Origin of the sequence: Microcoleus sp. CAWBG27 (assembly GCF_020883145.1) — a bacterium.
Taxonomy (GTDB): Bacteria; Cyanobacteriota; Cyanobacteriia; order Cyanobacteriales; family Microcoleaceae; genus Microcoleus.
On record NZ_JAHREU010000030.1, the window covers coordinates 52,484 to 75,053 of the forward strand.

Genomic DNA, 22,570 nt, shown 5'->3' on the forward strand with positions numbered 1-22,570 from the left:
ACACAGCACTGCTGTGTCCTCGTATCTCGATCGAGTTGGCCTGTCCTGGCAATCTTATTATACTAAAAAGACTTTTGCTATAATAAGATTCCGCGACCGCCGTCTTATTTCACTGGAATAACATAAGATAACAAGACCTCAACCTTTGTCCCTCCGTCACCCAATGATGCGATCTGGTCGATACGTCCAACAAATTGAAGGATACAGCGCCTTCATTCCAGCGCCCCTCCCTCCCGAACCGCCCATTAAAATGGACGCAGAGCTTCATCGCTTGCTCTCCAATGCCGATCGGGCTTTGGGAAGACTAGACGGTGCTACCTCTATTTTGCCCAACCCTGACCTGTTCGTAGCGATGTACGTCCGTCAGGAAGCCGTTCTTAGTTCGCAAATTGAAGGAACGCAAAGCACCCTAGAGGACGTACTTCAATATGAAATTGATGTCAAAGGTCAAGAACGCTTTAAAGATGTGCAAGAGGTTGTTAACTACGTTAACGCCATGAACTACGGTTTAAAGCGGCTTCAAGAATTTCCACTTTGTCTGCGCTTGCTGCGAGAAATTCATACAGAATTACTCAAAGACGTGCGAGGAAGCGATCGCACACCGGGAGAATTTCGGAAAAGTCAAAATTGGATTGGCCCTCAAGGTTGTAACCTGGGTACTGCGGCCTATGTACCTCCAACAGTTGCAGAAATGCACCAATCTCTCGACAACCTAGAACTTTTTTTGCACGATACCAATTCTTTACCTGTACTGATTCATTGCGGATTAGCTCACGCTCAATTTGAAACAATACACCCATTTTTAGATGGAAATGGACGGATTGGACGATTGCTAATCACTTTTCTGCTTTGTCAGCAAGGAATCCTGCAAAAGCCTTTACTATACCTCAGTCATTATCTAAAGTTTCACCGAATAGAATATTACGATCGCCTGATGGCAATTCGCACTCATGGAGATTGGGAAGGATGGTTAAAGTTTTTTCTTCAAGGTATTTTTGAAGTCAGCCAGTCAGCAACAACTACAGCCCGTTCTATTCTGGAAATGCGCGAAAATCACCGCGAAATAATCGGTCAGCAAATTTCCAGTAGCAGTTATGGTTTGCGCTTGCTAGATATACTTTTCCAGCACCCAATCGTCAATATTCGTTTAGTAGAAAACGAATTGCAATGTAGTTACGCAACAGCTAGAAAAATAGTCGATAAATTTGTAGAAATTGCTTTGCTTGATGAAGTCACAGGTTGGCAACGCAACAGACTTTATCGTTACAAACCCTATCTGGATCTTTTTGAAAGCAGCTACTCAGTAATCAATCCTGACAATTCTGATTCTCACTAAAACGCTAGTAAAAATTAACTCTATGATTAAGTATTTCTTGATTAGGTTAAAATAATGATTATCTCCCATATAGCTCTGAAAAATTGGCGCAATTTTCAGTCAGTGAATGTTGATTTGCGCGATCGCGTTTTTCTGGTGGGCCCGAATGCCTGCGGCAAGTCAAACTTTCTCGATTCATTGCGCTTTTTGCGAGATTTGGCGAAAGCAGGAGGCGGATTGCAAAAAGCTGCGATCGATCGAGGCGGCGTCTCGAAAATTCGCAGTCTTTATGCACGTCGATATCCCGATGTAGAAATAGAAATTCACCTTTCAGAATCTAATGCCGAACAGCCATTATGGAGGTATGGGCTGGGAATTAAACAGAAAAAAGGTGGGAAAAATGAGCCGATTGTTGCCTACGAACGAGTTTGGAAAGGCGATCGGCAAATTATCGATCGCCCTACTCAAGAAGATGATAGCGATGAGCTACGTCTAACTCAAACTTATTTAGAGCAAATTAATGCAAATGCAGAATTTAGAGACATTGCTAAATTTTTAGATTCGATTTTATATTTACATTTAATCCCTCAGTTAGTTCGCCACCCCGAAGCTTTTGCTACCCCTGGACTTTCCGAAGATCCTTTTGGGAGAACTTTTTTAGAGCGCGTTGCTAAAACTCCCGAAAAAACCAGAAAAGCGCGATTAAGAAAAATTGAAGATGCTTTAAAGCTGGCTGTCCCACAATTGAAAAACCTCACCGATACCAAAGATGTGATGGGGGTTCCACATTTAGAAGCTGTTTACGAACATTGGCGGCCCAAAGCAGGGAAACAACGGGAAGACCAATTTTCGGACGGAACATTACGGTTAATTGGTTTGCTTTGGTCGCTGTTAGAAACCGATTCATTATTGTTACTAGAAGAACCAGAACTTTCTTTGAATTCGGCGATTGTTAGCAATCTACCGTCTCTGATTTATCGCCTTCAGCGTCCGAGAAAGCGACAGGTTATTCTCAGTACCCATAGTGCCGATCTGCTCTCAGACAAAGGTATAGGTGGCGAAGAAGTGCTGCTAATGACACCGACTGCTGAAGGAACTCAAGTAAAACTTGCCTCCAGTAACGAACAAATAACAATGCTATTAGAAGGAGGTTTAAGCATCGCTGATGCTGCACTTCCTCTCACAGCACCGCCCGCCATCGAACAACTCAGTTTATTCAAATGACGGATATTCCCATTAATCTAGTGTTTGAGGATGTACTGAGTGAAGCAGTTCTTAAACAAATGCTCAAACAGTCTCAACGTCCGTTTTCAGTTGGAAATTGCTTGAATCAGAGAGGATATGGCAAAATAAAAAAGATTATTACTGGATTAAATCATGCGGCCAAGGGAATGCCATATTTAGTCTTAACTGATTTGGATAATGCAGAATGCCCGCTAGTAATTCTTTCCGAGTGGTTAACTCAACCAAAACATCCCAATCTGCTGTTTCGGATTGCTGTTAAAGAAGTGGAAGCGTGGTTACTAGCACATCGGGAGGGATTTGCCGAATTTCTGGGTATTTCAGTAGACTTGATTCCTGCTGATGTAGATAAAATTTCCGATCCCAAACAGGTTTTAATCAATCTAGCTAAAAAATCAAAGAAGCGAGAACTCCGGGAGGGGATTGTCCCCGATCGTAATAGTACGGCAAAAATAGGTAAAGACTACAACGGTCAACTCATCCAGTTTGTAAATCAAAGTTGGCAAGTTGCGCCAGCACAGACTAATTCCCGCAGTTTGGAACGGGCGATGAATGCACTCATAAATTTTCAACCAAGCTGGGAAACGTGAGGAGAAAAAAGAGAAATCATGCGATCGCAAACTACAATTAATCAACTCATCATCTATAATATACCGTCCGGGGATGAGTAGACCTGACACCTACCCACAAACTATGCAACCCATCCAAATTACCACATTTCAAGCTCTGCGCCGCAGTCTCGACCTCATAGTCAAAGCCGCACCGATCGAACTTCGCAATTTGATCGTACTCAACATCGTTCGTGGTGCAGCCCCATCTGGCGTGCTATTTTTAGATAAATTAATCATTGATGAAGTATCTAAGCTGCTGTCGCAAACCCGAACAGCACAGCCCTTAACTTTGATGCTTTCCCACCCAATATTGCTGTGGAGTATTGTCGGAGTCTTAACTCTCAAGTTAGTCAGCGATTCTATCGAAACCATGAGTTCATTTGCAGCAACATCTTTGCGCGATCGAGTGCAAGGCGGAGTTGAAGGACAAGTTCTCGAAAAAGTCGCCAATTTCGACGATATCGCCCTGTTTGAAAACCCCGAACTATTAAATATATTAGAACTTGCCAAAACCGGAGTTAAACAAGTACAGCAACTAGCATTCACCATCAGCATGACAATCACGGGAATTTGTATCTTCATTCCCTCGATCGGCCTGGCTGCATCAATAGCTTGGTGGGTTCCCGTGGTGATGGTGGTTTCATCACTTCCCTCAATTCATATTGAAAGAAAATATCTCAAACTTATCTGGAGAGTTCAAAAAAAGCAAGCTAAAATCACTCGCGAGATGAACTTATCCGCTACGGTATTGACAGGGGAAGAATATGCTAAAGAATTGCGTTTGTTTGGCTTGCAGGAACTTTGGCTCAAACGTTGGCAGGGTCAGTATTTGCAGTTTTTTAGCGAGATGCAGAAAGTGCGAAAAAAAGGAGCGATTGCTGTACTTTTGTGGTCGATATTTAGTAGAATAGGTGTAGCCTTACCATTTGTTTATGTGGTCATGGGAGCTTTGGGAGGGCGCTACACTTTAGGAGATTTGGCGCTGTATTCTGGTTTGATTGTCCAAGTAGAGACGAGTTTGCAATTACTGATTGGGAATTACACTAATTTGTACGATATTTCCCTCGGCGTCAGTCCGATTTTTCAACTTTTGGATCTCAAACCTGAGTTGCAGTCTCCGCTGGTGAATGTGGCGTCTCGCTTGCCTGGTTTACCAAGTCACGGGCAAGATGCCCGTGCCACCAATCAATTACCAAGTCACGGGCAAGATGCCCGTGCCACCAATCAATTACCAAGTCACGGGCAAGATGCCCGTGCCACAAATGATAAAATTGGTATCGAGATTAAGGATTTATCTTTTTGCTATCCCGGTAGCACTAAAAGCACGATCGCAAATATCGACTTAATGGTTAATCCGGGTGAAATGCTTGTGCTTGTCGGGGAAAATGGTGCGGGTAAAACCACCCTTGGCAAACTCCTCGGCAGACTGTACGATCCGACAAGCGGTTCGATCGCCTGGAACGGTCAAGATTTGCGATCGTACCCTCTAGCATACGTGCGATCGCGCATCGCCGTAGTCATGCAAGATTACGCCCGTTTCCCCTCCACAGTTCGAGAAAACGTTGGTTTCGGCGACTTGCTTTCACTGTCGGATGACACCGCAATTAACGAAGCTATTTCCGAAGCAGGAATTGCAGCTAAAGTCAACAGTTTAGAACAAGGTTTAGAAACGCCGCTGGGCAAACAATTAGAAGACGGCATCGACTTATCGGGAGGACAATGGCAGAGAATTGCGATCGCCCGTGCCTTAATGCGGCTTTCTACAGCCGAAGTCCTAATTTTTGACGAACCAACCGCCGCCCTCGACCCCAAGACAGAACACGAAATTTACAGCATCTTCCGCCAAATCGCCGCCGGGAAAACCACGATTGTCATCAGCCACAGGTTGGGATTGGCCAAAATTGCCGATCGCATCGCCGTGATGGAAAATGGTAAAATAGCCGAAATCGGAACTCACGACGAATTGATAGCATCAAATGGAATTTACTGTTCCATGTTTACCCGTCAAGCTAGCAGCTATATTTAGTCATTACTTGTTATTAGTTATTTGTTATTAGTTATTTGTCATTAGAAATCCGGTGACATCGCAATTATCTAGTGCTGTCCCCGCTCGCTACCGAAATCGCGAGCGGGGACGCTCGCACTGACTATTCCGATCCAACCGGAAACAATATTACTTGTTATTTGTTGCCTGCTACGAATAACCAATAACAAATAACCAATAACAAATAACCAATAACAAATAACCAATAACAAATAACTATCTCCCAGTCAGCGTATCCGCGTAAGGATCGGGCAAAGCTTGCTGCACCTCCAACACCGACAAAGAATCTCCACTTACAGGTTGGCTAATTGACTTTTTTTTTAGCCCATCCCCCCGCATATCGCGCTCTTGCAACTTCACCAACTCCTCCTGATAAACAGCAACAATTCGCCCCAAACTGATCACCAAATCATCCCAATTCTCATCTCCCACCAACTTCTCAGAAATCCCCTCAAACAACTCTCCAGCCTGCCGTTTTTGAACGTAAGCCCTCAACAGCTTTCCCGACTTTTGCAAAACCGCCTGATAAATCTCCCCATCCGACCACCATAGCCCCTGTTGACTCAGCAGCCAAGTTAAAATATACTCCCGAGCGTGTTGCTCCTTCACCCAAGCCGCGAGATACTGCAAATCTTCCATAATTACAACAGTCTCCTAAATTTTCCTCAAAATGTCCGCTTATCTGTATCTATCGTTACTGCGATCGACATAATACCTGCCTTATCATCACCTGCCCGCGTCATTAATAATTCTTAAATCTTAAAAAAACCCTACTGATTTACCAAACAGCAATTCTTAGAATATAAAAATAAACGTAAACCACCTAGGTCTATTGTCCAATACTTTTAGTCCACACGAAAGCGCTACACCCCGCCTCGCTTTCCTTTCTCGCAAACCTATCATCAAACGGAACCAGCGGATTACTTAGCATGACAAAGCAAAATTTTGGTTTAATCGGTCTAGCAGTTATGGGCGAAAACCTAGCCCTCAACGTCGAAAGCAGAGGCTTCTCCGTAGCCGTGTACAACCGTACAGCAGCCAAAACCGACGAATTCATGGCGAAACGCGCCCCCGGCAAAAACATTGTAGCCACTAAGACTCTGGCGGAATTCGTCGAAGCTCTAGAACGTCCCCGCAGAATCTTAGTCATGGTACAAGCTGGCAAAGCCGTAGATGCGGTAATTGACCAGCTCAAACCCATGCTAGACCCCAATGACATGATTATTGACGGCGGCAACTCCCTCTACGATGACACCGAACGTCGCACCAAAGATTTAGAAGCAGCCGGACTGGGATTTGTCGGTATGGGCATCAGCGGCGGCGAAGAAGGCGCCCTCAACGGTGCTAGTCTCATGCCAGGTGGTACCCTAGCAGCCTACAAGGAATTGGAGCCAATTCTGACTAAAATTGCGGCTCAAGTAGATGACGGCCCCTGCGTCACATTCATCGGCCCTGGCGGTGCCGGTCACTACGTGAAGATGGTGCACAACGGCATTGAGTACGGGGATATGCAGCTCATTGCTGAAGCCTACGATTTGCTCAAAAACGTCGGTGGGCTCAGCGGTCAAGAGTTGCAGGAAGTGTTTGCCGAATGGAATACCACGGACGAACTCAACTCGTTTTTGATTGAAATTACGGCTAATATTTTCAAATACATTGACCCGGAAACTAAGCAACCCTTAGTTGAGGTAATTATGGATGCCGCCGGTCAAAAAGGTACTGGTCGCTGGACGGTGATGAGTGCTTTGGAATTGGGCGTGAGCATTCCTACAATTATCGCTGCTGTGAATGCGAGAATCATGTCTTCTTACAAAGGAGATCGCGTTAAAGCTTCCGAACAACTGACGGGGCCTACCACCAAGTATGAAGGCGATCCTAAGGAGTTTGTGAACAAAGTTCGGGATGCGCTTTACTGCTCGAAAATTTGCTCCTACGCCCAAGGTATGGCGCTGTTGAGCGCGGCCTCAAAGTCCTACGGTTATGACTTGAGTTTGAGCGAAATTTCCCGCATTTGGAAGGGCGGCTGTATCATTCGGGCTGGCTTTTTGGACAAGATTAAAAAAGCTTTCAAGGACGATCCCGCACTGCCGAATTTGCTGTTAGCGCCAGAGTTTAAACAGAGCATTCTCGATCGCCAATCAGCTTGGCGCGAAGTGTTGTCTACCGCTAGCCTGCTGGGTATCGCTGTACCGGCCTTCAGCGCGTCCCTGGACTATTTTGACAGCTACCGCCGCGAAAGATTGCCGCAAAATCTAACGCAAGCGCAGCGGGATTATTTCGGGGCTCACACCTACGAGCGCACCGACAAACCGCGCGGCGAATTCTTCCACTCTGAGTGGACTCAGGCTGCGAAAGAGTCGCTGCAAACTGGTACTGCTGATTAATTAGTTTTTGTAGGGTGCGTTTCGGCGCACCTTACGAATTTATCTGGGGTTGCAAATTGTTTTGACGTTTGTTTTTGAGATAGCTTTTAATATATTCCTCGTTAAAGAGCGATCGGGCGATCGTCAGTGCTTCTTCTCTTTCTGCGTCTGTCATGTAATCATCGCCTTTTAAACCTGATGGCGGGTGTCGGGGATCGCCGCCTGCATCCAGGAATCGCTGACGGGCGTTAGCGAAGCCCTCGAAGAGGATCGCCATTAATTCTCCCAATCTCCGGTCTTGTTCTATTCTAATATCATGCGGTTTCGTCATAGTCTTCAACCTCGTCTATACGAACAACTCGCGACTTTGTAGTATAGCAGCCCTTGGTAAAACTCGACTAGGGGTTTCGATGTACCAAAATCCCTTTTCTTCATCATATATTCTCCATCTCAACAAGTCGAGAGTTTCCAGGGCATTGATAATTAAGTATTGAACTCCTGATGATGGCATGGGTCGATCGAGTTTAGTTGAGCCTGTACCGATCAAATCTGGTACAATTATAACTCCTCCTTTAAAATAAATGTAATTTCATGAAATCTTTTATAGTAAGAGCCGCTGGCATTATCGGTGATATTGCAGCATTGGCATTTGATACATTGAAAGAAGAAGAGCAAAGAAAACGTTTATCAGACAGTGGTATTCTGGAAGTGGATACAATGACTGGCAAAGAGTTTGAAAATTTTCTATATGTCCATTTTAGACAGTGTGGCTATAATGTTAATTTAACTCAAGACAGTCAAGATTATGGAGCCGATCTAATTTTGTACAAAGATGGCTTAAAAACTGTTGTTCAAGCAAAAAGAAGTAAAAATCCAGTTGGGATTAAAGCAGTTCAAGAAGTAGCAGGAGCCGTCAGACATTACAAAGGAAATAAAGGCAGAGTAATCACCAACAATAGATTTACAGAAAATGCTTACAAACTTGCTAAATCTAACGAGGTAGAGTTATGGGATCGAAAAGAACTAATCGAATTTCTACTCACAGCTAAGCATTATCAATAAATCATGCTACAAATTTCCAACACTGTGTTGATTCCCGATCGCGAAATCGAGATTAGTGCGATTCGATCTCAAGGCGCGGGGGGGCAAAATGTAAATAAGGTGGCGAGTGCGATTCACTTGCGCTTTGATATCCCAGCTTCCTCATTGCCCGATCGCTACAAGCAGCGTTTATTGCAACTCAACGATGGGCGAATCACCTCCGAAGGTGTGATTATCATCAAAGCACAGGAACACCGCAGCCAGGAACAAAACCGCGAGGAAGCTTTGAGACGGCTGCAAGAATTGATCAAAAGTGCGATCGTCATCCCGAAAAGGCGCAAACCCAGCAAAGCGACTCGCAGTTCCCAGCGCAAGCGTCTTGACAGCAAAACCAAGCGGGGTCAGATTAAGGCTCTGAGAGGGAAAATTACGGATTGAGGGAGCAAAGGGCTCGTACAGGTACGTAGTTGCGCTTCAGCGCTCTTTTTGGGATATCGGAAAGAGCGCTGAAGCGCAACTACGTACCTAAGAATTAACCTCTATGTTGTGCCAGGTGCGATCGACCTTTTTGACTTTTTAGTTGTCAGTCGGGATTTGGTGCGCCCAAGTTGTCAGGTAAATCGTTAAGTGTTTTTCCCAAAGCTTTGCACAGGGCTTTCATTTGAGCAATAGTCAATTCGGGTTCGTCTAATCCTCGTTCCCACTTGCTAATGGCTTGCTGACTTAAGGTTTTTGTGCGGGTTTTGTCGGGAATTTGTTTTGCTAAGGCCGATTGCGACAAACCAACAGCCTCCCGCAAGATTTGCAGTGCTGGTATATTTTTCGACTCTTGAGTTTGTTTATTTCTGGGCATATCATAAAAATTCACAACCAAAGTTGTTGACAAATCAAATATTTACAACTATGGTTGTTTAAGTAGAGACAACAGAAAGGCGGCTCATTTAGCCGGACGGTGGAAACGCTTTGGCTTATAGCGAGCTGCCTGATTTGTAGTTTCTATTCATTATGCCTGCAAACCCTTAGTATTTTTGGGGCTTGGGCGCATACCTCAAGCTCCTTTCCCTAAAGATTGGCTAACCCATGAGGGTTAGTTGTCCGATCGTCCTTGCGATCGACTGGGTAAGTCATCGGGAATTTTGGTTACGTCTAATCCTAAAAGCTCAAACATAGTTTTTAGAGAAACTTGGTATAGGTTAGCCAGTGCAGCCACGTTTTCAACAGTTGGCATGGATTTTCCTGATTCCCAGTCAGCTTGCATCCGCTCAGAAACGCCGATATGTTGTTTGACTTGAGGGCGGGTTAGCCCAGCTTGTTCTCTGAGAAGCCTTAATGGAGACTTTTCCTTTTCTTGCGAATTTTCTTCCTTTATACATGAAGCTTCTTTCACAATTTCTATCTTCTTGAACTCCGTCGAAAGATGAAGTACACTTGATGCCTGTAGGTCATCGGGAATTTTGGCTACGTCTAATCCCATACATCTAGCAAGTGTTTTTAGGGGTACACCAAGCTCCCGCGCCAGAGCAATGACGCGATCGAAGCGAGGAATGGCTTCTCCTCGTTCCCAGTCGCCAATAATGCGAATTCCTACACCCATTCGACGACTAAGTTCGGGTTGGGTCAAATTTGCACTTTCTCTCAGGTTTTTCAAGGTTATCGTTTCTCGATCTTCAGATTCCATTCATTATAGCATTTAGTTGCTAGCACTTTAGTGCTTGACAAAGTTGGCATCTGGCACTAAAGTGCTAGTAGACACACAAAACAAAGGCGGCTGGGCAAGCCAAACAGTCAAAATGCAGGTTTGAAGAACCGCCTTATTTGTAGTGTCTATCAATTAGGCCTGCATAACCCTTAGTATTGTCGGGGCTTGGGCGCATACCTCAAGTCCCTTTCCTTCAAGCTCTGGTGGAGGTGATGGTGTGTAAAAGGTCGATCGACCTTACAACACAGCCCAAGTGGAAATTGTACCAAAAATCCCGACCATGACTTCCCTGTGCTTGTTAGTTGTCCGATCGTGAGGGCGATTTTACCAAAGGGATATCGTCAGGGATGTTGGAAATATCGATGCCTAGCAATCTAGCGACAGTTTTGGGCGAAAGCTTTAACTCCCGGCATAGGGCGAAAAAATTATCCGCCCGTGGCATTTTCCGACAATTAACCCAGGAATTCACTGTATTTAGAGAAACTCCTAGGTTTCGGGCTAGTTGTTCCTGGGTAGCTTCAGCCAATTGGATAGCTTCTTGAATAGTTTCTGGTTTGAGATAGTCTATATCTTGATTCATTTAAACTAAAGTTATACAACTTTAGTTGACAAAGTAGAATTATCCAACTAAAGTTGTAAGTGACGGACATGGCAGAAGGCGGCTGGCGAGCCTTCAAGTTCAAAACGTGCAGGTTTTAATAACCGCCTTACTTGTGCTGTCTATCAATTGTGCTGGCATACCCAAGCCTATTTTGGGGGTTTGAGTGCATACCTTAAGCCCCTTTCTCTGAACTCCGAGGAGGTGATGCGATGTAAAAGGTCGATCGACCTTACAACACAGCCCAACTCAGAATTGTACCAAAGATTCCGAGCAAAACTTCGCTCTGTTGATTAGCTGTCCCTCGGCGGCACGTAATCATCAACAAGTCCTGACACATCTAGCCCGATCGAGTGACAGAACTGTTTCAAGCTAATATTTAGGGCTGTACAGATGGCTATTGCAGTATCAACTCTGGGTTTTTGTTTTCTTTTTTCTATGGAATACAAAGTATCTTCAGAGACTTTCCCCGTCAGTTGCAGGCTAAGCTCACGGCGACTAAAGCCCCTGTATTCTCTAATTTCCGCAAGGCTCATTTCGTATAAATCCCGTACTTCTTGATTCATTATGCAGAATATTTCGTAGTTTACCCTTGACAAAGACAAGAAGCCTGACTAAACTACGATTAGTGGACAAAACAAAGGTGGCCGGGCAAGCCTGAAAGCACAACCCAACTCAAAATTGTATCTGTTGGTTTAATTTAATTGCTAATTCGGCCCAAAGCTCTCTGGAAGTTCATCTATTTTTTCTATTTTTAGTTCTCGGCAAATAGCTTTCAACTGAAAGAGAGAAAATTTTGGTTCTGTGGCTCCAGATATCCATCTATGATATGTGGCCCGCGGAATCCCACATCTAAAAGCAAACTCATCTTGTGATAAGTCTGTTTTGTTGATTCTTAGGGCTTCCAATGGTGAATTGCCCTCCTGTCTTCGTTCTTTTCTTGATGACATTGTAACATAAAATCTCAATTTGAGATGTCATACTTGACAAAATTAAATCGACATCTCATAATGAGACAAAAGCGACATAACACAAGTCGGTCGGTCAGGCCGAACAGTCCAAACGTCCAAGTTTGAATAGCCGCCTTGAGGTGATGCGATGTAAAAGGTCGATCGACCTTACAACACAGCCCAACTCAAAATTGTATCAAAGATCCAGACCAAAACTTCAACTTTGCGATCGCCCAACTTCCGTGCTATCGTTCCCTTTCTAGACCCCTTCCCGATCATGACCACATCTACCGACAACTTCTACCTAGGCGATGTCGCCTCCAACTTTCACTTTGCAGGCCCGCTGCTAGACTTTGAAGAAGAAATCCAGAATCAATCGCCCTTTCACGATTTAGACTACCTGACAGGCGAAATTAAAAGAGGATTCCTCGACTACGTGCGACAAGGGATCATGCTGGACTCGATCCGAAAACTGCGCTTGTACAAAGACAAGTTCAAAACTTTCAAAATTTACTGCGAACAAGCCTTAGGCAGACAGTATTTTTATTGCACGCAAATTATCAAATCTGCTGCAATTTGCCTGCGCTTAATAAAAGCCGGATTTGAGATTTTGCCTAGCTGCGTCGCTCAAGTTGTCCCCTTGTTCAAACACGCAGTCACAGATCAATACGGCGACTGTGCTTTACAAGAAAAGTGGCAAGAAGTTGTGGATGTCATCCCCAAAGAAAGGATTACAGCAATAACGATAGCTGAAACAGTTGACAACAATCCCAACCTCAGGTTAAAACAAATTCGGATCAAAACCGACACCTACGCCCTGTTGACCAAAAAAGCAGCCGCTGCGGGAATGTCAATTTCGGAATTTTTGGGGCGGCTGGTTGACGAATACAACCCCAGAAATGTAGAGCAGCCGGCGGAACACACTCCCGAACAAGAGGAGATTTTAGACCAATTGGACGCGGAGTTTAAGAAGCCCGCAGCGGAACAGAGTTCAAAGTCTGCTCCAGCCAAAGTTAAATCTAAAGGTTTTGGAGTAAAAAATGAGCCGAAAGGTGGTACAAGGGAGGTGAAGGCGAAAAGTTCGGAAGGTAAAGTAAAAGCGAAAAGCTCTGCAAGTGAAATTAAGCTGAAAAGTAAGCAAACAGAAATTCCAGTCGAGAAACTCTCCAATTTATTTCAGGAAAAAAATAATGAAGTCATCTGCCCAAAACCCAATCATGCGTCAACTGAAGCTGATGGAGGCTCAATTGACCGAGATTCAGTGCCAACTGATTAAAGCCACTGTGTTGAATTGGTGGCAAATCGTTTTGCCAGACGGACAGAAGATTGCCATCGAACACGCGGGCGGCGGGCACTGGATTTTTCGGGCTAACGGGCTTGAAAAATCGCATCCTGAAGTGCGGCTAGCGGTGTTGAGGGCGATCGCCGAAGGCTGTCGCCGATAAGCTACGATCGAGGACACGGCGCTGTGTCGTGTCCCTACTGGGTGATGGGAGTTGTCATGATTTGGGGATGTTGGCGGATGCTGGGGGCACTCTACATTAGTATCGAGATTGGTTAAAAGTGCGATCGGAATGTCCCAACTGTGGGGCGAGGTTTAATATTCCGGCGTTTTGGGTAGAAAAAATTGTCAAAAATGGTTTAGAATGTTATCAGATATAGACTGCCAAAAGCAAGTGTACCACGAACGCTGATTTTTCAATTTTTATGAGGAAAATATAAAATACACTTATTGAGTAAGCACATCCTAAAATGAAACTACCTGATTACCAACGAGTCATTTATCAGCAATCTCCTTTGATAGAGGTTCTGGCGCAATTACGCTTTCCTACAATCCTCAAAATCAATAATCAAGATCCTTTTGAATTTCAGGAAAGAATACGTTTTGACTACCCTATTTTCCAACAGTCACAGGATTTAAACATTCCTCCTGAAATAGCAGCATTAGTGCCACAAATAGGAGCAATTACCCCTCAGTATACTACTTATAATTTCCTATCGGAAAATTTAAAATGGCAGTTATCTTTAAACCGAGAGTATTTAACATTAGCTACTATTGAATACAAGCAATATGAAGAATTTAAAGAACGCTTTGCCAAGGCTATTAATCTATTTGAAGAGGTATACAAGCCCTCTTTTTACATAAGGTTAGGGTTAAGATATAAGGATTTGATACTTCGCTCTAAATTTAAAAAAATTGAAAATAAACCTTGGTCAGAATTAATCAGTCCGCAAATTGCTTCAGAGTTACATAGTACCGAGTTATCTGGTTCCATTCGGACTTTAGTTAAAAATCTGGAAATTGAACTAGAAGGAGGTAGAGTTAATTTTAATCATGGTTTAGTCATTTCACAAGACCCGTCAAAAGGCAATGTTCAGGAACCTGGTTATTTGTTTGATGCTGATTTTTTTGTAGACCAAAAAATACACAAGGGGGAGATTTGGAATGTCTTTGACACCTTTAATCGAACGGGAGGAAAGTTATTCCGGTGGAGCATTACAGAGGAACTCCACAGGGCGATGGAACCGCAACCAATCACCAAGAATTAATTTACCTGCTTTTCCCGAGCCACAAAATACGATTGTAACAATAAGAACGTCTTACCAAAACATTGACGATCTTACCTTTTTCTTGCCAGAAGTCAACCCTAATATCTCTCCGTTATCTCTATCTAATTTATCTCTCAGAATAGAGCTAAATAATGAGTCATACCAGAAAGTATATCGCTTGTTGAAGTGCATTTTAATATTAAGCAAGCTTTCTCAAGAGGCTTTAGAAGAAGCATCGAGAACATTAGAATCTATTCAGCAAATAGAAGAAGAATGTTATTATCAGGAGTCTGAATCTCCAGAGATAATCAATTCATTTTTGTCTGTCGCTAAGGCTATGCCTGTTGCGAACAATCAATATGACTCGATATATAGTGATGAAGAGTTAGACAGTTTTTAATTTTAGAATATTCAGATGTTTGTTGAAGAGATCGATCAAAGCGAATTACGCCAAGGTGATATTATTCAAGGGTTATTCTACCCAGAGTTAAACTGTTCAGACTTGCATCTGATTGGCACTCCTGACAACAATTTAACCAATCTTCAGCATTTAGCTGAAGTTGAACCAAACTTACTAGCATTAAAAGAGAATAAACAAAAAGAAGGTTTATCCGTATTTACAGCACAGATTAAAGTATATTACGGTTACTTCATTTTAATAACCCAGTGTTGTGACATTGCCAAGCGAGACAAAGGAAAGCCGAATATATCAGCTTTTGTTGTCTCACCTCTGCTAGAAGTTCCTTATCAAATTCGCCAAAGCCTAGAAAAATTAACTGAACTCAAGGCAAATAATCAAGGAAGTTTTACTAACTTTTTCTATATTCACAAACATCAACCGTTATTACAAGATAATGTAATAGATTTTAATCGAATTGTTGCTTTGCCCCGATCGCAGTATGATTTTGCACTTTCTAGAAAAGTGCTACAAATGACTGATAAAGAGCGAGTCAGGTTTAAGCTAAAACTAGGTTCTCATTTTGCTAGACCGACTCAGGAAGAACGTGAAACTCAGATTTATCCAGATTCTTGATTTAGTTTTCTCAAACACTTCAAACATGATTATTAAATTTCCCTGAACATCAGCAGAATGTGGGAGACTTCACAATAAAACAACAAAACCCGCTACAGGTAGCGGGCTTTATAAATCTATGGACACAACTGGACTCGAACCAGTGACCCCTACGATGTCAACGTAGTGCTCTAACCAACTGAGCTATGCGTCCTCACGAATTACTAACTTAGCACAACCTTCGATCGCCTGTCAAGCATAAATATAAAATTTTTCCAGCCACCCACAGCAACCGCCCTAATTCCCAACCCGCCAAATCTTCACAGTTCGATCGCCCGAACCGCTAGCCAAACACCCCCCATCAGCACTAAACGCCACCGACAAAACCTCCCCCCCGTGCCCCGTCAGAAGTTCCAGCAAACCCCCCGTAGCCGTATCCCACAAATAAATCGAACCATCCCGACTCCCCGTCGCCAAAACTCCACCATCCCGGCTTAATGCCACACACAAAACATCCCCAGAATTGTCCCTCATAGTCCGCAGCAGCGTACCTCGCCCCTGTGCATCCACGCGCCACAGCTTCGCCGTACCGTCCCGACTCCCACTAACCAAAATCGATCCTTCTCCTGCTCCCCCCCTTACCAAGGGGGGGCTGGGGGGGGTCTGACCGGCAGGGGAAGAGGAAATCAATCCTGCTCCTGCTCCCCCCCTTACCAAGGGGGGGCTGGGGGGGGTCTGACCGGCAAGGGAGTTCGCAGCAAAGGCGATCGCCCGCACCCAATCCCCGTGCTCTGCTAAAGTACAAATCGATCGACCATTGCGCCAATCCCACAACTGCAAACTCTTATCCCGACTCCCCGTCGCCAAAAACTCCCCACCAGGACTAAAAGCCACCGCCTCCACCCCACCAGCGTGACCGCTTAAAGCCGACATCGGCCTACCCTTATTCAAATTCCACAACTGGACAGTCTTGTCCCGACTCCCGCTAGCCAAAACCTGACCGTCGGGACTAAAGGCCACAGCATAAACCCGATCCTCGTGACCGCGCAAAGCGTACCACCACTTACCCTTATTCAAATCCCAAATTTGAATTGTTTTATCCCGGCCGCCGCTAGCCAAAGTCGCGCCATCAGGACTAAAAGCCACAGAAGTCACCCAGTCAGAATGACCTGTGAGAGTGTACCACCGCTTACCCCCGTGCAAATTCCACATCTCAATTGTCTTATCCTCACTCCCGCTAGCTAAAGTCGCGCCATCGGGACTAAAAGCTACTGACGTGACAGCATGGGAATGCCCTACCAGAGTATGAACGCACCTCCAAGTAGGCGCGCGTGCGGGAACAACCCGCTGCATCGGCGGCACAGGTACGATCGTGCCTGCAACCGTTGGTGGCACGGCATTCTGCACCGCAGGCATCCTCTGAGGTGCGGGAATTGCAGCAGCTACCGGAGTCGCGGGAATTTGCACAGCCGACTGCTGCGGCTGCAAATCTTGGAGAACTTCAGCTACAGACTTGTAACGGCGACTGAGACTCGGTTCGATCGCTTTGTCGAGGATGCGGCTTAATTTCGGATCGATTTGAACCTTCAAAAAATCTCGCCAAACCCAAACATCTTGATTGATATCGAACAAATCAAACGGAGATATTTGAGTCAGTAAATAAATGCAAGTTACGCCCAAACTATACAAATCGCTAGCATAAACCGCTTGACCTCGAATTTGTTCCGGCGCCACGAATTCAGGCGAACCAATCACTGTACCTGTTTCTCTCAAACCCTCCACAAGTTTTGCAGCACCAAAATCAACTAAAACTAATTCCCCGGTTAGTGTTGGGTAAGTATAAATAATCGGAGTTTGAGAAACGCGGCGGCGGATAATATTTGGTGGTTTGATGTCTCGGTGAATTACATTGCGATCGTGCACGAACTGCAATACTGGCAATAAATCCTTCAGCAGCCGGAGAACCTGACTTTCGCTGAAAGGCCCACTCCGCGCCAATTCTTGCTGTAAATTCTCGCCTTCTATAAATTCTTGCACCAAATACTGATAGCGTTCCTGCTGAAAGTGCGCCAGCAACTCGGGAATTTGCGGGTGTTTCCCCAATTCGTCCAGCCGCACGGCTTCTCGGTTGAATAATTCTGCTGCTTTTTCGGCGCTGCTGGTTCCTTGGGATAGCGGGAAAAACTGCTTGATTGCACAGCGCGGTTTTGAGGGTTTGTCTTCGTCTACGGCTAAAAAAGTACGGCCAAAACCGCCTCTACCGAGGGGTTTGATGGCGCGGTAACGCTCTCTGAGCAACAGTTTGGTGCCACAATTCAGGCAGAATTGAGTTCGATCGGCATTTTGCGGGTTTTGACAGGCGGGGTTTAGGCAATAACTCATAACTGAACCGGGAGGCAATCAGCAGCATATGTCTATGATACTGAGGCAATACCAAATCCGACTTAAATATCCCCTTTATTTCTTAGTCCGCGGAGGCGGACATCGTTTGTGTAGTCGCGGTTTCAACCGCCGAGTCTTATCTCTCGCATTACAATTTAAAATTATCAGGACTGAAGTCCTCACTACAAACTGGTTTGTAGTGAGGACTTCAGTCCGCAGCATTTAAGATCTAGCTTTAACATTCAGAGCATACTCTTTAAACCTTTCCAAATCAGCCTGAATAGTCGATTCAACAACTCGCCCTACAAATGAATTGTCCATCAATTTTGCCAACCAACCGGGAATTCCGTAAGCCACCGTTAGTTTGACAATGCTGCTGTTTTTGCGATCGTAAAACCGCACCGCACCGCGATTGGGCAAACCGTCTACCGATTCCCACTGAATTATCTGATTTGGCACTAATTTGAGAATCCGAGAAAGCCAGCTAAATTCTAACCCCCCCGTTGCAAGTTTCCAGCGCGATAATTCTGGATCTTCTTCTAGAATGTTAACTGAGTCTATCCACTTCATCCAGCGCGGCATTTGCTCTAAGTCAGACCAAAGTTCCCACGCTAATTCGATAGGAATTGCTACTTCTACTTGTACGCTGTGTTCTAACCAATCAGTCATAGGATTTTAGATTTGGGATTTGGAATTTTGGATTTCTTGTTTATCGATTTCTCGTTTGTTGTCGAGTCTAGATCCCCCTAAATCCCCCTTAAAAAGGGGGACTTTGAGAGCACTCTTATCCCCCCACTTAATTAAGGCAGACTTTGATAACACTCTTGTCCCCCCTTGTTAAGGGGGGTGCCAGGGTGATCGAATCCAGGGAGACTTTGAAAACACTCTTGTCCCCCCCTTATTAAGGGGGGTGCCAGGGTGATCGAATCCAGAGAAACAATGGACTAATGATTGTAAGCTTCCAGAATTACCTTCGCCGCTTGATGGCCGGAAAGAGTCGCACCTTCCATGCTGTCGATATAGTCTTGCTGAGTGTAACTTCCTGCTAGAAAGAAATTGCCGATCGGCGTTTTTTGAGCGGGGCGGTAAACATCCATACCCGGTGCTTCCCGGTACAAAGATTGAGCCAACTTAACCACACTGAACCAAGTCATGTTTAATTCCCGTGCTGAGGGGAATAAATCCTGAACTTGCTTGAGTACGTGTTGGGCGATCGCCTCATTGCTTTGTTTGATAAACGGATCGCCCGGTGTCAGCACCAACTGCAACAGAGAACCTTGTCCTTCTTTATAATAATCCTTAGGACTTGTCAGCGCCAAATCGGCAAAACAAGAAAAATCTGCATCTGCTGAATATAGCAAATTATCAATTCCGACAGCATGGCTCAACTGTTTTCGCTTGGCTTCATCTTCTAGTTCCGTTACCCAGCCGTCGAACCGCAATTGTACTGTCGCAACGGGCACAGCATCCAATTTGTAAATATTGTCAAATTCCGACCATTTGCGCCAAGCTGGGGGCAATATTTTTTGTATTCCAGGCACATCTAAGGCAAAAACATAAGCATCGGCGGTAATAATTTCTTCAGTTTCGCCGCTGGCTACTGCTAAGCCTGTGACACGAGTTTCTGCACCTTCTTGAAACTGAATTTCTCGCACTCTGCGCCGCGTGTGAATTTTGGTTCCTTTACTTTCCAAATATTCGACAATTGGTTTGTGCAAATATTCGTTGGGAGAACCGGCCAGCATCCGCATGACAGAGGCTTCGGTTTTGGATGCAAAGAATTGGAAAATTGTCAACATACACCGGGCAGAAATATTTTCGGTGTCGATAAAACCTAGTGCGTAGGCGATCGGGTTCCACATTCTTTTGAGGGAGTTTTGGTTGCCGCCTTGACTGCGGAACCAGTCAGCAAAGCTAATTTTATCCAAATTGCGGATGGTTTTCATTGCTCCGTCAAAGTCGATCAAACCACGGACGATGGGGCTAGTTCCCAGGGCGATCGCATTTTGAATTTTGTCTTGTACCGTTAGCTGGGATGTCGTAAAAAATGCCTTCAAACCATGCAAAGGAGCACCCACGGGAAAGCGAAAATCCAAAGAACCAGTTTCGCCGCCTCGATTGATAAAAGTGTGGACGTGATCTTTGAGGAGCAAATCGTCAAAAGCTCCCACCTTTTTCATTAAGGCAAATAAGTTATAATAGCAGCCGAAGAATACGTGCAAACCCATTTCAACGTGATTCCCGTCGGGATCTACCCAACTGCTGACTTTGCCGCCGACAAAAGGGCGGGACTCAAAAATTTCTACTTCGTGGCCGGCATCCACTAAATCCACTGCTGTGGTCATTCCAGCCAGTCCCGCACCTGCGATCGCAACCCGCATTTTACCTATCCTTATCCAGTATTTTTACAAATTGTAACAAGTTTTAGAGTTTCCGAAACATTCTAAAGTGCGTAAATGCCGATCGCCACTTGCACCCCTCTCTGAATTCTTGCCAAAAAATCCGCACTAATTTCACCGTAAGGGCCTTGTTCCAGATAAGTTTGGCGCCAAGCAGACACATTTTAACAAACAGCTAAAGAATCAGCTTGCAATCCTCCCTCACCAGCCGGAATTAAGATGCGAGACGGAGTGCCTGTTCTATCGCCTCCGTCCAATTATCAGTCAACTGGTCTATTTTTTCAGCGAATTCGGCATCAAGGGCGACTAACACTTCTCGCTTTTGAGTAGAATTTGACACGTTCGTTCTCCTTCCTAATTCAAATTAAAAAAAATGACTGCTAACTGTTGACTGGTGACTAATATCATTGGTTGTTAGTTATTGGTTATTAGCAGCATCACACGAGTAACAAATAACAAATAACAAATAACAAATAACTAACAACTAATAACTGACTTTAAAACATCGGCATCAACTGAAGTGGCCCAATTCCTAAGTCTTTAGGAGAAACCCAGCGCACCTCAAACAAAGCGACCATATCCTTAAACTGAGGCTGACCGCGAGAAGCACCCATCAACCCTTTAGCAATCACCAAACCGCACCAACCGTTAGTTGATTTACAGCGGCGCTCCCACTTTTTGCGAGCTTCCTGATGCACCGGGTCGTTTTCATTAAACTCGCCAAACAAATACAATTCCCCATTTTTTGTTTGCAAAATACCCAAGTCGTATTGCTCGTCTTGAAAAGGATCTTCGCCCGGATTAAAACAAATTGCCTTCACCCCTCCAGCTTCTTTCAAATCTTGAATCATAGTTTTAGCCTTGGGATTGGAAGTTTGAATCATCACTACAGGCAAACCATCCCCAGCGGTATTAATATCGACTTCTGCACCTTCGTGAAACTGGACACTTCCGCGTAGAAAATCTACCGTTTCCCAAGGTACGGCACCCAGACTCAAGAATGAATTTTGCGGAACCAAATCGTCCCGCAGCCGTGGCATTTCAAATTCATCATCGTCATCGTCATCGTCATCACCGAGCATCTGTAATAATTCGTCAGACACCTCAGGCATCGTCGAAACTTTAACCGATACCTGTTGAATTTCTCCATCAGACTGCGGAACAGGGATGCGGTAACGACTGTTGAGAGCGGGAAATGTGTCTGCTGCCAATTTCCGGCGGCCGTTGTGGAAAAAGCGGTGGAATGCTTCGAGAGCAACTAACATCGTCAGGGCTTCTTCTTCGTAAAGAATCGATCGCAATCCTTCTAAAGGATGTAGGTTGCCAAAATTCGGTTCAATTTCCGATGGAGGCAAATCGGCTAAATCAATTTCGTCATCGTCATCCTCATCAAGCTCGCCGGCGCTTTCAAAGGTGAGAAACAAACAGTCTTGCCCTAAAAAAGCCTGTTCTAAATCTTCAAAAGAGTCATCGTTGACAACTCGCTCTCGAAACCGCTTCAAGGATTCTAGAGAACGGTACAGCAAAACTCCGTAATCCATTCTCCCTTGGCCCAATACGGACACGTAGAGGCTGGCGACATCCCACTGATTGATTTCAATAGATATAATTTGATGTTCGCTCAAAGTCCGCCACGGAGCATCGTGCCAAATTTGAGCGGCTTTTTCCATTAGCACTTCGGCGTACTCAGGCGGTAATTCGGGAGGCCGATTCACAGCGACCTCTTCCATACCCCGAAAGATTTCATCAATTAAGGGCAATTCCGGTACGTAGTCAATGGAAATGCCTAAATCTTGAAGCACGCCCCGCAGGTAAAATTGAATTTCTCGGTTTTTGACGACGATTTTTTGGGGGCGGACTGCGGGAGCCGGACTTTGGGGATGTTCCATTGCCCGCAGCAGAGCTCGGACGATCGCCTCTGGGCCGGCATCTGGGCCTACCATGTCCATTGCTCTGACGATGCCTTCAGAGCCGTCCACCCAGAGAATACACTCGCCACCAGCTTCTGGATCGTCGTCGTCCTCTAGCATCATGTGCGAGTCAGCATTTGATAACGGTCGGCGGTCGCCCTCCCACACGCTGGGAATTTGAGGTAAGTTTTGTAGCCGACGAAGAGTAGAGCGATTCAGCGCTGCCATAGAGTAAGCCCGTTGGGTGAAGCATTGTTGCGGTGCCACAAAGGGTCAACCGCTGCTTCTCAATCATAAACCCTATAGGGGGAGAGGACATCAAGCTTGGGAACACAGTTGACAGTTGACAGTTGACAGTTGACAGTTGACAGTTGACAGTTGACCTGTGGCAGTTGGCAGTTGGCAGTTGACAGTTGACCTGTGGCAGTTGGCAGTTGACAGTTGACAGTTGACA

General features: G+C 45.0%; 24 protein-coding genes and 1 tRNA gene. 12 read left to right on the forward strand and 13 right to left on the reverse strand.

Annotated features, from left to right (window positions below; all coding sequences use genetic code 11):
- Positions 1-163 precede the first annotated feature (163 nt).
- The 4 genes from QZ938_RS17680 (at position 164) to QZ938_RS17695 (ending at position 5,194) form a co-directional block, all read left to right on the forward strand.
- The gene (locus tag QZ938_RS17680) at positions 164-1,336 is read left to right on the forward strand and encodes a Fic family protein (protein WP_293349981.1); all 1,173 of its coding nucleotides are present in this window, start codon (positions 164-166) and stop codon (positions 1,334-1,336) included.
- Positions 1,337-1,390: 54 nt separating this feature from the next.
- Positions 1,391-2,539 carry an AAA family ATPase gene (locus QZ938_RS17685; RefSeq protein ID WP_293349983.1) on the forward strand — a complete coding sequence of 383 codons (1,149 nt, stop codon included), beginning with the start codon at positions 1,391-1,393 and terminating at the stop codon, positions 2,537-2,539.
- The gene (locus QZ938_RS17690; protein WP_293349985.1) at positions 2,536-3,147 is read left to right on the forward strand and encodes a hypothetical protein; all 612 of its coding nucleotides are present in this window, start codon (positions 2,536-2,538) and stop codon (positions 3,145-3,147) included. Before QZ938_RS17685 ends, QZ938_RS17690 begins: the two co-directional genes overlap by 4 nt.
- A 103-nt stretch (positions 3,148-3,250) precedes the next feature.
- Positions 3,251-5,194 (forward strand): ABC transporter ATP-binding protein, encoded by a 1,944-nt coding sequence (locus QZ938_RS17695; protein ID WP_293349987.1) that lies wholly within the window; start codon positions 3,251-3,253, stop codon positions 5,192-5,194.
- 234 nt (positions 5,195-5,428) lie between these two features.
- Here the strand turns inward: QZ938_RS17695 and QZ938_RS17700 are convergent, their stop codons facing one another.
- Entirely contained in the window at positions 5,429-5,851 is a 423-nt protein-coding gene (locus QZ938_RS17700; protein WP_293146307.1) for a hypothetical protein, read from the reverse strand.
- A 290-nt stretch (positions 5,852-6,141) separates the two neighbouring features.
- Here QZ938_RS17700 and gnd point away from each other — a divergent pair, with 290 nt between their 5' ends.
- Positions 6,142-7,596 (forward strand): decarboxylating NADP(+)-dependent phosphogluconate dehydrogenase, encoded by a 1,455-nt coding sequence (gnd, locus tag QZ938_RS17705; RefSeq protein WP_293349989.1) that lies wholly within the window; start codon positions 6,142-6,144, stop codon positions 7,594-7,596.
- Between the two features lie 31 nt (positions 7,597-7,627).
- Here gnd and QZ938_RS17710 read toward each other — a convergent pair whose 3' ends face one another.
- Entirely contained in the window at positions 7,628-7,906 is a 279-nt protein-coding gene (locus QZ938_RS17710) for a hypothetical protein (RefSeq protein WP_293349991.1), read from the reverse strand.
- 260 nt (positions 7,907-8,166) lie between these two features.
- Between QZ938_RS17710 and QZ938_RS17715 the strand changes: the two genes are divergently transcribed.
- Together QZ938_RS17715 and arfB are read left to right on the forward strand one after the other, a co-directional pair.
- Entirely contained in the window at positions 8,167-8,637 is a 471-nt protein-coding gene (locus QZ938_RS17715) for a restriction endonuclease (protein WP_293146301.1), read from the forward strand.
- Between the two features lie 3 nt (positions 8,638-8,640).
- Positions 8,641-9,054, forward strand: coding sequence for an alternative ribosome rescue aminoacyl-tRNA hydrolase ArfB (gene arfB, locus QZ938_RS17720; protein ID WP_293146299.1), 414 nt, complete (start codon positions 8,641-8,643; stop codon positions 9,052-9,054).
- A gap of 145 nt (positions 9,055-9,199) precedes the next feature.
- Here the strand turns inward: arfB and QZ938_RS17725 are convergent, their stop codons facing one another.
- The 5 genes from QZ938_RS17725 to QZ938_RS17745 form a co-directional block, all read right to left on the reverse strand.
- Positions 9,200-9,469, reverse strand: a complete 270-nt coding sequence (locus QZ938_RS17725; RefSeq protein ID WP_293146297.1) for a helix-turn-helix transcriptional regulator — start codon at positions 9,467-9,469, stop codon at positions 9,200-9,202.
- Between the two features lie 234 nt (positions 9,470-9,703).
- Positions 9,704-10,294 carry a helix-turn-helix transcriptional regulator gene (locus QZ938_RS17730; RefSeq protein ID WP_293363296.1) on the reverse strand — a complete coding sequence of 197 codons (591 nt, stop codon included), beginning with the start codon at positions 10,292-10,294 and terminating at the stop codon, positions 9,704-9,706.
- Between the two features lie 319 nt (positions 10,295-10,613).
- The gene (locus QZ938_RS17735; RefSeq protein ID WP_293261364.1) at positions 10,614-10,895 is read right to left on the reverse strand and encodes a helix-turn-helix transcriptional regulator; all 282 of its coding nucleotides are present in this window, start codon (positions 10,893-10,895) and stop codon (positions 10,614-10,616) included.
- Between the two features lie 311 nt (positions 10,896-11,206).
- On the reverse strand, positions 11,207-11,479 hold the full coding sequence (locus QZ938_RS17740; RefSeq protein WP_293176870.1) for a helix-turn-helix transcriptional regulator: 273 nt from the start codon (positions 11,477-11,479) through the stop codon (positions 11,207-11,209).
- A gap of 141 nt (positions 11,480-11,620) precedes the next feature.
- Positions 11,621-11,863: a helix-turn-helix domain-containing protein gene (locus QZ938_RS17745; protein WP_293176868.1), complete on the reverse strand. Its 243-nt coding sequence runs from the start codon at positions 11,861-11,863 to the stop codon at positions 11,621-11,623.
- Between the two features lie 277 nt (positions 11,864-12,140).
- On the opposite strand from QZ938_RS17745, the gene QZ938_RS17750 reads away from it, so the two are divergent.
- The 5 genes from QZ938_RS17750 (at position 12,141) to QZ938_RS17770 (ending at position 15,446) form a co-directional block, all read left to right on the forward strand.
- A complete protein-coding gene (locus QZ938_RS17750; protein WP_293349995.1) occupies positions 12,141-13,139 on the forward strand; it encodes a hypothetical protein in 999 nt (332 codons plus the stop codon).
- Positions 13,111-13,308, forward strand: coding sequence for a hypothetical protein (locus QZ938_RS17755; protein WP_293349997.1), 198 nt, complete (start codon positions 13,111-13,113; stop codon positions 13,306-13,308). Before QZ938_RS17750 ends, QZ938_RS17755 begins: the two co-directional genes overlap by 29 nt.
- Positions 13,309-13,615: 307 nt before the next feature.
- Positions 13,616-14,413, forward strand: a complete 798-nt coding sequence (locus tag QZ938_RS17760) for a TIGR04255 family protein (protein ID WP_293349999.1) — start codon at positions 13,616-13,618, stop codon at positions 14,411-14,413.
- A gap of 82 nt (positions 14,414-14,495) precedes the next feature.
- Complete coding sequence (locus QZ938_RS17765; protein WP_293350002.1) at positions 14,496-14,813, forward strand: hypothetical protein; 318 nt, start codon at positions 14,496-14,498, stop codon at positions 14,811-14,813.
- 15 nt (positions 14,814-14,828) lie between these two features.
- Complete coding sequence (locus QZ938_RS17770) at positions 14,829-15,446, forward strand: hypothetical protein (protein ID WP_293350005.1); 618 nt, start codon at positions 14,829-14,831, stop codon at positions 15,444-15,446.
- Positions 15,447-15,565: 119 nt separating this feature from the next.
- On the opposite strand, the gene QZ938_RS17775 is transcribed toward QZ938_RS17770, so the two are convergent.
- The 6 genes from QZ938_RS17775 to QZ938_RS17800 form a co-directional block, all read right to left on the reverse strand.
- Positions 15,566-15,639, reverse strand: a tRNA-Val gene (locus QZ938_RS17775).
- 83 nt (positions 15,640-15,722) lie between these two features.
- Positions 15,723-17,807 (reverse strand): serine/threonine-protein kinase, encoded by a 2,085-nt coding sequence (locus tag QZ938_RS17780; protein ID WP_293350008.1) that lies wholly within the window; start codon positions 17,805-17,807, stop codon positions 15,723-15,725.
- Positions 17,808-18,029: 222 nt separating this feature from the next.
- The gene (locus QZ938_RS17785) at positions 18,030-18,476 is read right to left on the reverse strand and encodes an SRPBCC family protein (RefSeq protein WP_293146279.1); all 447 of its coding nucleotides are present in this window, start codon (positions 18,474-18,476) and stop codon (positions 18,030-18,032) included.
- Positions 18,477-18,751: 275 nt separating this feature from the next.
- Positions 18,752-20,188, reverse strand: coding sequence for a 9,9'-di-cis-zeta-carotene desaturase (gene zds, locus QZ938_RS17790; RefSeq protein WP_293146277.1), 1,437 nt, complete (start codon positions 20,186-20,188; stop codon positions 18,752-18,754).
- Between the two features lie 232 nt (positions 20,189-20,420).
- On the reverse strand, positions 20,421-20,546 hold the full coding sequence (locus QZ938_RS17795) for a hypothetical protein (RefSeq protein ID WP_293146275.1): 126 nt from the start codon (positions 20,544-20,546) through the stop codon (positions 20,421-20,423).
- Between the two features lie 157 nt (positions 20,547-20,703).
- Positions 20,704-22,344: a hypothetical protein gene (locus tag QZ938_RS17800; protein WP_293146273.1), complete on the reverse strand. Its 1,641-nt coding sequence runs from the start codon at positions 22,342-22,344 to the stop codon at positions 20,704-20,706.
- Between the last annotated feature and the right edge of the window lie 226 nt (positions 22,345-22,570).